Below are 13,097 nucleotides of genomic sequence, written 5' to 3'. Positions count from 1 at the left end.
TTATATTGGTGAGTGACTGAACGGTCAAATGGAAGGGGAGAGTTCTTTTATGAAAAAAATCATCGATTTTTCGATGAATAACAAATTCGCTGTTTGGCTCATGACAATTCTGATTACAGCCGCCGGACTGTATGCGGGATTGAATATGAAGTTGGAAACCATTCCAAACATAGAGCCGCCGATTATAACAGTGACTACTACTTACCCGGGTGCGACACCCGAAGAAGTGGCATCCGAAATATCAGAACCACTGGAGCAACAGGTCGGTAACTTGAGTGGTGTAAAGACGGTAAGTTCGACCTCCTATCAGAATGCATCTTCACTACAGCTGGAGTACAGCTTTGATAAGAGCTTGGACGAAGCGGAAGACGAGCTGCAAGAGGCAGTTGCGGATGTCGCCCTGCCTGAGGATGCTCAGGAGCCGTCCGTGTCCCGCTTGAACTTCAATGCTTTTCCTGTCGTAAGCTTCAGTGCCATCGATAAAGATGCCTCTTTGGAAGAACTGACGCAGGAAATGGAAGACACTGTCGTACCGGCACTTGAAGGTCTGGAGGGAGTTGCAGATGTTCAAGTTTCCGGACAACAGCTGAAAGAAGTCCGTATGACACTGGATGAGGACGCGCTTGCAGAACGCGGTCTTGATTCAGAGACGATCAAGAACTTGATACAAGGTTCGAATGTCAATTTCCCATTAGGGCTGTTTACGTTCGATGATTCACAGAAATCTGTCGTTCTGGATGGCAGTGTAGCCAATATAGAAGAATTGAAAGAATTAGAGATTCCTGCTGTACCTGCTTCTGGAGGCGGGGAAGCGCAGCAGGCCCCGGGCGGCCAGAACAGCCCGACAGGCACCGATCAGGCACAAACGACTTCTTCCATCCCGACAGTAGCGCTTGGAGACATCGCTGATATTGAAGTCGTTGGAGAAGCGGAATCCATTTCCAGAACCAATGGAGAAAATTCTATTGCTGTTCAAATCGTCAAGTCGCAGGAAGCGAATACAGTTGATGTCGTAAATGCGGTGAAAGCAGAGACAGAAGACCTCCAAACGGAATTGGACGGAGTGGAGTTTATTTATTCCTTCGACCAAGGAGAACCGATTGAAGAATCTGTCAGCACGATGCTGAATAAAGCGTTGTTTGGTGGAATCTTCGCTGTCATTGTCATTCTGTTGTTCTTAAGAAATATTAAAACGACTATCATATCCATTATTTCGATCCCTCTATCCCTGCTGATCGGGATCATTATCCTTAATCAAATGAATATTACGCTGAATATCATGACGCTTGGAGCTATGACGGTCGCCATCGGACGTGTCGTCGATGATTCCATTGTTGTTGTAGAAAACATATACAGGCGAATGTCTCTGCCTGGAGAATCATTGCGGGGCAAAGCGCTGATCAGGGAATCGACAAGAGAAATGTTCATGCCGATTCTTTCTTCGACGCTCGTAACTATCGCGGTGTTCCTGCCGCTTGGGCTTGTGGAAGGAACGGTCGGACAGATATTCCTTCCATTCGCTTTGACAGTAGTATTTGCTTTGCTTGCTTCTTTACTCGTGGCTGTCACCATTGTACCGATGCTGTCCCATACGTTATTGAAAAGCGATAAAATTAAGCAACAGCCTCATGAAGAGGGAGGCGGCCGGCTCGCTCGCTGGTATAAGTCAATATTGACCAAGGCTTTGAATCATAAGATCATTACATCGATTATTGCTGTTGCTGTATTGGTTGGGAGCATAGCCTTACTTCCTCTTGTCGGAACGAGTTTCCTTCCGGATCAGGAGCAGAAGATGGTCATCGCGACGTATAACCCGGAACCGGGTCAGACATTAGAGGATGTAGAGGCAGTTGCTGATGAAGCGCAGGACTTCTTCCTCGACCGTGATGGGGCGGAAACAATCCAGTATTCCGTCGGTGGAGAAAACCCAATGAACCCTGGTGCGTCGAATCAAGCAATGTTCTTCGTAGAATACAACGATGACACGGAAGCTTTTGACAAAGAAACGGAAACGGTCATTAAGGAATTAAACGCGAACTCAGATCAGGGAGAGTGGGTAAGCCAGGACTTCTCTGGTACTGGTTCAAGCAGTAACTTGGAACTGAGGGTATATGGAGAAAATATCGATGAAATCAAGCCGATTGTGACAGAGCTGGAAGATCTTCTTTCACAAGAAGATAACCTTCGTAATGTCGACTCCAGCCTTTCAGAATCCTACGATGAATATACACTCGTAGTGGATCACGATAAACTGAGTGAACTTGGCGTTACGGCTGCCCAGGTAGGAATGGAACTCAGCCAAAATAGAGAAGAACCTGTTCTGACAACCGTGCAGCAGGATGGAGAAGACTTGAACGTTTACTTAAACGTGGAGGAACCGGAATTATCAACGATAGAAGACTTGACCTCGCGGGAAATTCAAACGCCGCTAGGCCAGACGGTTCCGGTTTCTGAAGTGGTTGAAGTGGAAGAAGGAACGACTGCGGATACGATTACTCGTCGAGACAATCGTGTGTATGCGAGTGTCAGTGCAGAAATTACGGTAGACGACGTCGGAGCCGTTTCGGGTGACGTTTATGACAAAGCACAGGATATCGATACACCGTCCGGCGTAGAAATCACCCAGGGCGGAGTAGCCGAAGACATTGCTGATTCCTTCTCCCAACTAGGATTGGCCATGCTTGCTGCCATTGCAATCGTCTATTTGATTCTGGTCATCTTCTTTGGTGGAGGACTTGCGCCGCTTGCCATTTTGTTCTCGCTGCCATTCACCATCATTGGAGCGGTGCTTGGGCTGCTTATCAGCGGAGAAACCTTGAGTATTTCCGCTATGATTGGAGCACTCATGCTGATTGGTATCGTAGTAACGAACGCAATTGTACTAATTGACCGTGTCATCCATAAAGAGAAAGAAGGATTTACGACACGCGAAGCCTTGATTGATGCAGGTGTGACAAGACTCCGTCCGATTCTGATGACGGCATTAGCCACGATCGGCGCGCTGCTTCCGCTTGCGCTTGGTTTTGAAGGCGGTTCGATCATCAGTAAAGGGCTGGGTGTGACGGTAATCGGAGGTCTGGCAAGCTCGACGCTGCTGACACTGTTGATTGTTCCGTTGGTTTATGAGATTTTGTCTAAATTCCGCAAGAAAAAGCGGGTAACAGTAGAAGAGTAGGCGACTTCCGTACTATGTCCCTTGTTGAATAGTAAGTGGTAAAATAAGAACATCCTTGGATTGTCCGGGGGTGTTCTTTTTTCATTAAAGAGCATTCTACGAAAAGGAATATGGAGGTGGCTTAATTGGATCACTATGAGATTACGATCGTCGGTGCAGGGCTTGCTGGTATTACGGCAGCCAGAAGGTTTAAAAAACAAGGCCGGGATAATTTCGTTCTTGTAGATAAAGGAAGAAGTGTCGGCGGACGTCTCGCTACCCGTCGTGTCGCTCAGGGGAAGGCGGATCACGGCGCCCAGTTCTTCACAGTGAGGACCGAAGAGCTGGAGGAGGAAACGCAGGAGTGGCTCGATGAGGGGTGGGTGAAACGTTGGTTCGGGGAGGACTATCCTCGCTACACAGCAGTCGATGGAATGAACGGGTTAGCCAAACAGCTCGCCCAAAATATCCGTACTTCCTTACATACGAAGGTCGTCAAGCTGATGGAAATAGACGGCGGCTATCGTTTGTTTGGGGAAGATGGCGCAGAATGGCAGTCCGACAAAGTTCTGTTCACAATGCCGGCTCCGCAGGTTGTGGAGTTGATACGAAACAGTAATCTTGATATGGATCCTTCTTCTTGGAAACAGCTGAAGGATATCTTGTTTGAGCCTACTTATGTCGGGATTTATCATTTCAATGAAGCGACGGGTCTTCCGGATGGAGGTCATCTGGATAAGGATCTCCCGGAGGGCGTGGAGCGGGTGGTCGACCATCAGAAAAAAGGAATATCTGAAGATCCTGTTGTCAGTGTTTATATGCAGGGGGATTGGTCCAGAAAGCATTATGGGGAAGATTATGTACTTTCCCTGATTAAGGACAAGGTCGATACTTACCTCGACTGGAGTCATTTAGAGTCGGAGCAGCTGAAGCGTTGGCGGTATGCGCAGGCGAAGAAGGTCGTCCAACAATCCTATCTCGATTTGTCGGGAGACGGTCGCCTCGTCGCAGCCGGGGATGCTTTCCTTCGCCCGAATGATCAGGCGGGGAGGACCAGGCTCGAAAGTGCCTATCTATCCGGCAAAGACGCTGCGGCTTTTCTAAGCTGGTAATAACGTAAAAAAGCTCTCTGTGCGCAGAGAGCTTTTTTGATTAAAGAGCGAGGCGGTAAAGGATCAGCTCGCTTTTCTATAATATTTCTGCAGACGCTTCATCCGGCTGAATGTATAGACGGCGAGTCCTGCCCATATCAGACTGAAGGATACAGCGTGTACGGATGTGAACGGTTCTTCATAGAGGAAGACGCCGATCAAAAGCATGATAGTCGGAGCGAAGTACTGCAGGAAGCCGACCATGGACAAGGGGATTCGCTTCGCTCCTGCCCCGAATAAGAGCAGCGGGATGGCTGTGACGATACCGGAACCAAGTACGAGAAGAGTTGTTGATGAAAACACAGTGATTTCTTCCCATTGCCCATATTGTCGTTGAAGAAGAAAGGCAACGGCCACAGGAGTTACAATCATGGTTTCTAATGCAAGTCCGAACATAGCGTGGAGCGGGACGAGCTTTTTCAGTAGTCCATACGCACCGAAGCTGAATGCGAGCAGCAGGGCGAGCCATGGAATGGAACCGAAATGGAATGTCATGTAGAGGACGCCCAGACCTGCAAGAAGGAAGGCGGTCCACTGTGCTTTTGAAAATGTCTCTTTAAGAATAATCATTCCGAGCAGGATGCTCACCAGGGGATTAATGTAGTAGCCGAGACTTGCCTCTACCACATGCCCTGTATTGACAGCCAGTATGTAAACGACCCAGTTAATGCTGATGGTGATCGAAGCAAATACAATTCCGATGATCTGTTTTTTATCTTTTAGAATCAATCGAGCCTGTTTTAGGAATGCATGATAATTACGAGTAGCCAAAATCACGATTCCCATGAACACGAAGGACCAGACGATCCGGTGGGCGAGAATTTCAAAGGCTGGGATGTGCTGAATCAACTTCCAGTAAATAGGGAGGAATCCCCAGCATATGTAGGAACCGGCAGTGAGAAGGATGCCTGCTTTTTGTTCTTTGTCCATGTGAAGAAGTCCTTTCTGTGTGGCTCTTAAAATTTTTCATACGAATCATTATAGCACCGATTCCTGGAAAGGACAGCAGGGAAAAAGACGCAGGAAAGATAATAAAACCAGACACCTGAGGAAGTGGTGTCTGGTTTTACCCAATTAGATTTGATCTTGATTTCCATTCGAATCCTCTTCTAGTTGGACAGGAATATCTTTTTCGTCTTCTACAGCAAGCTTCATAAGCGGACGGTCGGCAGGTCCTTCCATCACAGACCCGTCAAAAGCGAAACGCGATCCATGGCATGGACAGTCCCAGGTGCGTTCAGCATTGTTCCACTCCACTTCGCAGCCTAGATGGGTACAGGTTGTATCCAAAACATGAAGCTTCCCTTCTTCATCTCTAAAGGCGCCGGCGCGCTCTCCTTTCCATTGGACAACCATCCCTTCGCCCTTATCCAATGTTTCCGGACGGTCAGCGACAAGTTCCAGTTTTCCTTCGATTAAGTGACTGGCGACATCAAAATTCTGAGACAGGAAGTGTTTCATGCTTGGATCTGCTTTGAAACGGGCCGGCTTGAATAATTCGTGATAGAGGGACTGCTCTCTCATAACATAATCACGAAGCAGCATGGCTGCGAGTGTTCCGTTCGTCATGCCCCATTTGCGGAAGCCGGAAGCGATCAAAACCCGATGATTGTTCCTTGTTATTGGTCCGATATAAGGTACTTTATCAAGCGTCGTCAAGTCTTGCGCAGACCACTGAAACAGCTTCTGTTTTATGCCGAATGTCTCGGAGGCGAATTCTTCCAAGGCCCGGTAGTGAAAGGAAGTATCGACACCCTGGCCTGTTTTGTGGCTTTCGCCTCCGATCAGCAGTACAGAAGTTCCGTTGTAGTCGGCTGTTCTTATCGAGCGTTTAGGTTCATCAATAGAGATGTACATCCCTGGTGGTACGGCCTTTTCCGGCTCAATAGCTATGACATAAGAGCGTTCTGCATACATGCGGCTGAAGTAGAGGCCCTTTCCGTCATAGAAAGGGAAGTGGCTGCAGGAGATGACGTAGTCGCTTGTAAGTGTGAACCCTTCCCCGGTGCGTACATGAACTCTTTCGGCTTCTTTCACGTCCACGGCCTTTGTGTGTTCGCAGACTTCGCCGCCAAGACGGATAAATTCGTCGATAAGTCCTTTCAAATACTTCACTGGATGAAATCGCGCCTGGTTTGTCATGAGGAGCGTCCGGTTGGCATCACTGTCAAAAGGGACCTCGTCTCCGATCGCACCTTCAATTTTCAGTTTTTGATAGGCCTCGTATTCTTGTTCGAGCTTATGAGCTCCCTGCTTCGTAGTAGAGAATAGAAATGCATCTTCTTTCTCCCATTCACAGTCAATCTTGTGTTTGGTAATAAGATTCTCCATGGTTTGGAGTGCATCCATCTGAGCCTGGTAGTATAAGGCAGCCGATTCTTCCCCGAAGTGTTTTAACAATTCATTGTAGATCAGCCCGTGCTGGGCCGTTACTTTAGCAGTCGTATGGCCGCTGGTCCCATTCAACAGTACATCTGATTCAATCAGGGTTACCTGTCTGCCTTCTTTTGCAAGCAGATAAGCGGTTGTAATTCCTGTGATGCCACCGCCGACGACTGTGACTTCTGTTTGTTTATTTTCTTTGAGTGCTTCGAAAGCAGGCAGGCGTAAATTTTCGCGCCACATCGGCTCTGGTTGTGTCCATTTCTCGTGATGTCCCATGCTTTTCCTCCTATGAACGTTTCTTTATCTTCATTATTTCCTTTCTTTACCGTTTCATGTATATCCTCTCCAAAATTAACAAGTAAATGGGTTTGTAGTATAATTGAGGAAGTGTATGCGTGCGTTGGAGGGAGGTTGGAAAATGTATGTGTTTGTGGCGAGACAGCCGATTTTAACGGTTGCCGATGAAGTGTTCGGTTATGAATTGTTATATAGGAATAGTGAAGAGAATCGTTTTGTGCCGGTAGATCCGAACAAGGCGACGTCTGAGGTGTTGATGAACGGGTTTATTACAATCGGTTTGGAGCGCCTTTCCAGGAACAAACCATGTTTCATTAACTTTACGGAAGACTTATTGCTGGAGAAAGTACCGGAATATTTCCGTCCGGATCAGCTGGTCATCGAGATTCTCGAGAACGTCTCTTTAAGTCTGGATTTGATCCGGGTGTGCAGGGACTTGAAGCAGAAAGGGTACTTAATAGCCCTGGATGACATGATCGATATTAACAGGCCGGCCTTGATGGAACTTCTGCATTATGTTGATATTCTAAAAGTGGACGTACGAGCGGTTTCTGATGAAAATCGTAGGAAGATCATCCAGCTGGCGGAAGATTTCTCTTTGACTCTTCTTGCAGAGAAGGTGGAGACATTGGAAGAACACCAGCGTTGTATGAAGGAAGGCTTCCGATTGTTTCAAGGATTTTATTACAGCAAGCCTGTTATCGTCCAAGCGTCTTCTATTATGCCGCTGAACATTACGTATCTGCGGTTAATTCGTGAATTGTCTGTTCTGGAGGAGTCAGTCGATGTCGATAAGGTGACATCCATATTGGAGCAGGACCTCGCATTAACTTATAAACTGCTCCGCTTGATCAATTCTTCCCTTTATAAGCCGAAGTATTCCATTCACTCCATCAAGCAGGCAGTCATGCTGCTGGGCACCGAGACGCTGAAAAAGTGGATGTACGTCTTGACGGTAGAGAATGCTGCTCCTCCCACGCACCCTCGGGAGCAATTGGTTATGAAAACGAGTCTGACCAGGGCAAAGGTGTGTGAACAACTGGCTTTGGCTTCAGGAGAAGGAGATATGGCAGACGGACATTTCCTAACGGGATTTCTTTCTCTTATTGATGTCATCACTCAGCGCCCATTGGCGGAAGCAGTAAGCACCCTGCCGCTGGAGGCAGATATCTTAGCAGCTCTTCAAGGCGGTGAAAACCGTTTCCGGAAAATCCTTGAATTGGCCGTCCATTTGGAGACGGCAGATTTTCAGAAGCTGGGAGAGTCGTTAGGCGGGATGCCTTTGAACGTGTCTACGGTGTTTGAAATATACGCCCAGGCTGTCTCTTGGACGGAAGAGCTGTTTCAAGAGAACTTTATGGAAAAAATAACAGAATAGACAGACCTGGAACATCATGTTAAAATACTCTTTATGTGTTTAGAGAGTATTTTTTTACGACAACCGTTACCTAGGTAAAGAAAGGAGGAGTATAGTGTCACTCATCTTTCACCACATTCAGCAATTATCCCGTAATGTGAATCAATATTTGAATGAAGCGCTCAAGGAGGAAGAAATCTACATGTCCCATTGGGCTGTCCTGTTCCAACTGTATTCCAATGGAGGAGTGATGACGCAGTCCGTATTGAGAGAGCGGCTTAATATCGAAGCGCCTCCTTTGTCGAGGGTCATCGTTAAATTAGAGAGTTTGGGATACGTATCCAAAGGTCCCAGCGAAGATCAACGAACAAATGACATCACTCTTACCGAGGCTGGCACAAAAGCATTCCCGAGATGGCAGCAAGCCATCCAAGATTCAGAAGAAAGGCTTCTGAAGGAACTGGGTGCGGATAATGAACGGGATCTGGAGTCTTTAATCAAGCATTTATCGGATATAATTTCGAAGGAAAGAAGGAAGTCAAATTGATGGAAAAGGAACCACTATGGACGAAGAATTTTTTGACGGTATGCGCCAGTAACTTTTTCTTATTTCTCGTCTTTTACTTAATGTTCGTTACGATGCCGTTGTATGCAATGGACGGTCTTCACGTCGGGGAGGGGGAAGCTGGACTTGTCATTACGATCTTTCTTATCGCTGCCATTCTCATCCGTCCATTGACGGGACATTGGGTGGAGACGATTGGAAGGCGCCGCATTGCTCTGACCGCTCTCTCCATTTTTGGAGTCAGTGCAGTTTTGTACCTGTTGACGGACGCATTTACGGCTGTACTCGCTATTCGTTTTCTTCAAGGAATCGGATTTGGTATGGGGACGACGGTTCTGGGCGCGATGGCGGCAGATGTTATTCCAGTTCAGAGGAAAGGCGAGGGGATGGGATACTTTGCCATGTCTATGAATATTGCCATGGTCATCGGACCTTTCCTTGGACTGTTCCTTGTTAAGAATACGGGGTTTCGTTTCATGTTCCTGACGTGCCTTGTCTTTGCCTTTGCTGCTTTGGTGACGGCTCTGTTTATTACGATATCGGAGGAACGTAGTGGATCGATGCAGCGTAGCTTCGTTCCGAAAGTGTCAGGCCTCTTTGAAGTAACGGTCATCCCGATTGCGCTGACGGGAGCAGTGATGGCGCTCGCGTACTCCGGGGTGCTGTCGTTTGTATCCGTGTATGCGAAGGGGCTGGGACTGGAAACATATGCAACATTCTTCTTTGTCGTATATGCGGTCGTGCTCCTCCTTTCTCGTCCATTTACAGGCAAATGGTTTGATCAGCACGGAGAGAATGTCATCGTCGTTCCTGCGATTGCCGTTTTTGGAATCGGAATGATTCTATTGAGCATCGCAGACAGCGGCTTGCTGCTGCTCATCTCCGGCGGTTTGATCGGCTTAGGCTGGGGAACCATCGTCCCCAGCTTTCAAACGATTGCATTGAAAAAAGTGCCGGAGCGCCCCGGTGCCGCGACAGCTACTTTCTTCGCAATCTTCGATACGGGAATGGGTGTCGGCTCTTACGTAGTAGGAGCAGTGGCATCAGGAATCGGCTTTTCTTCTCTGTATTTCAATAGTTCCTTCCTTGTTTTTGCCGGGATCATCATTTATATGGTTCTCCATGGAAGAAGGAAACAGAAGGCGAGCCCCCGCATAGAATATAGTAGTTAAGAAGGAGGTCTTTCCCTCCTTCTTTTGTTAAGATTATTGTAAACGCTTACAATATATAGGTGGGAGAGATAGGTATGAAAAGGGAGAAAAAACAGATAGAGACAGAGATGATCCATGGTGGTCCGGAAAGAAACTACGAAGGAAGTTTAGCAGCACCGATTTTTCAAACGTCCACTTTTTCGTTCTCATCGGCTGCGGAGGGGGAGCGCCGATTTGCCGGGGAAGAGGAAGGGTATATATATACGCGCCTCGGAAACCCGACCGTGCGGGCGTTGGAAGATAGAATCGCTGTGTTGGAAGGCGGCGAGAAAGGGCTTGCTTTTGCATCGGGAATGGCAGCTGTTTCCGCTGTGTTGATCGCCCTGACGAAAACAGGGGATCATATCCTGTGTTCCAACGGGTTGTACGGATGTACATTCGGGCTGCTTACCATGATGGAGGAGAAGTATGACATTACACACAGTTTCAGTCATATGAGGACAGAAGAGGAAGTGCGGGAGCAAATAACGGATAGGACGACGTGTGTCTTCATTGAAACGCCGATTAATCCTACAATGCGGGTGATTGATCTTGAGATGGTCGCAAAAGCAGCTAAGGAATATGGTGTTCCGGTCGTGGTGGACAATACATTCTGCACCCCTTATCTCCAGCGCCCATTGGAAAAAGGGTGCGATATTGTTATCCATAGTGCGACGAAATATATCAGCGGACACGGAGATGTTATTGCAGGTCTTGTGGTCGGCGATGAAGAATTCATGAACCGTCTTCGAATGTCGGAACAGAAGGACATAGGTGGAGTATTGTCTCCTTTTGATGCCTGGCTGCTTTTGAGAGGATTAAAAACGCTCCATGTCCGTATGGATCGCCACAGTTCAAATGCACAAGTGATTGCTGATAAGCTGGCTTCTCACCCGAGAGTAGAGCGTGTCTATTATCCTGGAGTAAGGGAGATAGACAGCCCGGCCGGCCGGCAGATGAGAAATGGCGGTGGAGTCGTTGCTTTTGAACTGAGTGGAGGCAAGCGTGAGGCGCAGAACTTCATTGACAGATTATCGTTTATTCGGATTGCCGTCAGCCTTGGGGATGCGGAGACGCTTATTCAGCACCCCGCCTCGATGACCCATGCAGTCGTACCGGCACACAAAAGGGAAGAAATGGGGATTACCGATTCGCTGATCCGCCTGTCCGTAGGACTTGAAGCAGCTGATGATATTTGGCATGATATATATCAAGCATTATCCGTGTGAGCGGGAAGAAGCCGGAGCAATTTGAACCGGCTTCTTCTTTAAATGGACAAAGGTTCCGCGTTTACCTTATTTTTTGAAGGGAAAAGAAACACATGGATAATGTGAGGAAGGAAACGGACAGCAATACCCTCTAAATACAAATGATAAGCAGAAAGGGACGATGCAGTATGTTTAAGAAACTATTTGGTAAGAAAAGTGTAGAAGAGCAAATCGTAGCACCTGTAAATGGTAAGGTTGTACCTCTGGACGAAGTGGACGACCCTGTATTCAGTCAGCGGATGATGGGGGACGGAATCGCTGTCGAACCCAGCGACGGAAAGGTCGTGGCACCCGTTTCCGGAGAAATTGTCCAGCTGTTCCCGACGAATCACGCGATCGGAATTAAAACGAAATCCGGTGTGGAAGTTCTTGTCCATATCGGTCTTGAAACCGTCTCCATGGAAGGAGAAGGGTTTGAAGGACATGTGAAAACCGGCGACCACGTGGATGTCGGAGATCATTTGATCACGTTCGATGTTGAATTAGTGAAAGAGAAAGCGAAAAGCACGATTACACCAGTGGTCATCACGAACTATGATGATATCGTCGATCAATTCGACCCTGCTTATTCCGACGGTGCAAGCGCAGGTCAGACGACCGTTGCCACACTCCAGACAAAATAAAAGGACAAGCCCTTGATGAGGTATTTCAAGGGCTTTTTTTTAGATCGGAAACTTTCTTAGATTAGGATTGGAAACGTTACCGGGAACGACGTATAATGAAAACAGAGTTTGTCCCAATGGTAAGGGAACGGCCAATTGTAAAGAGAGGATGAGTGATATGAAGAAAGGTATCATCAGTTTAGGAGAAGCCCTGATCGATTTTATCCCTTTGGATGATCAGAACATAAATTTTCAAAAAAGTCCCGGTGGGGCACCTGCTAACGTAGCCGTCGGTCTTGCACGGCTTGGAGCAAAATCTACGTTCCTCGGTAAAGTAGGAGACGACGTACTCGGACGCTTTTTGAAAGAGACACTGGGCAGCTATGGTGTACATACGGACCACATGTACTTAACGCAGGACACGAGGACCGGTGTCGTATTCGTTACGCTTGGGGAAGACGGAGAACGAAGCTTTGATTTCTACATCGACCCAAGTGCCGATCGTTTTCTTGAGGAAGAAGAGATTGATGATGATTTATTCCGAGCTCATAACTTATTCCACTTCGGTTCGATTTCCATGATCAATGAGCCTTCGAAGTCTGCTACCAAGAAGGCGGTTGCGCGTGCCCGAGAAGAAGGGATGATTGTTTCTTATGATCCTAACCTCCGACTCGGGTTGTGGCCTTCCGGAGAGCAGGCGAAAGAAACAATTCTTTCTATGCTCGGAGAGGCGGATGTTGTGAAAATCTCAGAAGAAGAATTGGAATTTCTTACAGGGGAACAGGAAATAGATAAAGGTGTAAGAGCACTTGCATCGTATGACATTCCATTGCTTTACGTAACGATGGGCGGGGAAGGAAGTCATCTGTTTACAAATTCCGGTCATGTCCACGTTCCGGCTATGAAAGTAAAAGCTGTCGACACCACAGGAGCGGGGGATGCCTTTGTTTCAGGGATCCTTTATCAATTAAGCGAGCGTAATCAAGCTGTTGACGAGTTATCTATGGAAGACATGGAATCGATTACTCGTTTTGCAAGTGTATCGGGTGCGCTTGCGGCCGCGACCAAAGGGGCAATGACGGCATTACCGACCTTGGATGAGGTCGAAGGATATTTGAAATAAGGGAG

At 47.5% G+C, this 13,097-nt stretch carries 10 protein-coding genes; 8 read left to right on the top strand and 2 right to left on the bottom strand.

Annotated elements, in window-relative coordinates:
* The first annotated feature begins 49 nt into the window (after nt 1–49).
* A complete protein-coding gene (locus AXG56_RS13065; protein WP_062514928.1) occupies nt 50–3,175 on the top strand; it encodes an efflux RND transporter permease subunit in 3,126 nt (1,041 codons plus the stop codon).
* Between the two features lie 125 nt (nt 3,176–3,300).
* Nucleotides 3,301–4,266: an NAD(P)/FAD-dependent oxidoreductase gene (locus AXG56_RS13060; protein ID WP_008633702.1), complete on the top strand. Its 966-nt coding sequence runs from the start codon at nt 3,301–3,303 to the stop codon at nt 4,264–4,266.
* Between the two features lie 63 nt (nt 4,267–4,329).
* On the opposite strand, the gene rarD is transcribed toward AXG56_RS13060, so the two are convergent.
* Both rarD and AXG56_RS13050 read right to left on the bottom strand, forming a co-directional pair.
* Nucleotides 4,330–5,235 carry an EamA family transporter RarD gene (gene rarD / locus AXG56_RS13055; protein ID WP_026577810.1) on the bottom strand — a complete coding sequence of 302 codons (906 nt, stop codon included), beginning with the start codon at nt 5,233–5,235 and terminating at the stop codon, nt 4,330–4,332.
* 144 nt (nt 5,236–5,379) lie between these two features.
* On the bottom strand, nt 5,380–6,966 hold the full coding sequence (locus AXG56_RS13050; RefSeq protein ID WP_062514926.1) for an FAD-dependent oxidoreductase: 1,587 nt from the start codon (nt 6,964–6,966) through the stop codon (nt 5,380–5,382).
* 142 nt (nt 6,967–7,108) lie between these two features.
* On the opposite strand from AXG56_RS13050, the gene AXG56_RS13045 reads away from it, so the two are divergent.
* The 6 genes from AXG56_RS13045 to AXG56_RS13020 all read left to right on the top strand — a co-directional run bounded on the left by AXG56_RS13045 (nt 7,109) and on the right by AXG56_RS13020 (nt 13,092).
* Entirely contained in the window at nt 7,109–8,365 is a 1,257-nt protein-coding gene (locus AXG56_RS13045) for an EAL and HDOD domain-containing protein (protein WP_026577812.1), read from the top strand.
* A 94-nt stretch (nt 8,366–8,459) separates the two neighbouring features.
* Complete coding sequence (locus tag AXG56_RS13040) at nt 8,460–8,891, top strand: MarR family winged helix-turn-helix transcriptional regulator (protein ID WP_008634956.1); 432 nt, start codon at nt 8,460–8,462, stop codon at nt 8,889–8,891.
* Complete coding sequence (locus AXG56_RS13035) at nt 8,891–10,081, top strand: MFS transporter (protein ID WP_008634957.1); 1,191 nt, start codon at nt 8,891–8,893, stop codon at nt 10,079–10,081. The genes AXG56_RS13040 and AXG56_RS13035 overlap by 1 nt, the downstream gene beginning before the upstream one ends.
* Nucleotides 10,082–10,155: 74 nt before the next feature.
* Complete coding sequence (megL, locus tag AXG56_RS13030; RefSeq protein WP_026577813.1) at nt 10,156–11,328, top strand: methionine gamma-lyase; 1,173 nt, start codon at nt 10,156–10,158, stop codon at nt 11,326–11,328.
* A gap of 167 nt (nt 11,329–11,495) precedes the next feature.
* Nucleotides 11,496–11,990 carry a PTS glucose transporter subunit IIA gene (locus tag AXG56_RS13025; RefSeq protein WP_026577814.1) on the top strand — a complete coding sequence of 165 codons (495 nt, stop codon included), beginning with the start codon at nt 11,496–11,498 and terminating at the stop codon, nt 11,988–11,990.
* Between the two features lie 157 nt (nt 11,991–12,147).
* Nucleotides 12,148–13,092: an aminoimidazole riboside kinase gene (locus tag AXG56_RS13020; RefSeq protein WP_026577815.1), complete on the top strand. Its 945-nt coding sequence runs from the start codon at nt 12,148–12,150 to the stop codon at nt 13,090–13,092.
* The last annotated feature ends 5 nt before the right edge of the window (nt 13,093–13,097 follow it).

This window comes from Halobacillus sp. KGW1, from assembly GCF_001592845.1.
In the GTDB taxonomy this organism is placed as follows: Bacteria; Bacillota; Bacilli; order Bacillales; family Halobacillaceae; genus Halobacillus.
The sequence above is the reverse complement of the archived record's forward strand: the minus strand, read 5'-3'. Positions and strand labels throughout refer to the sequence as shown.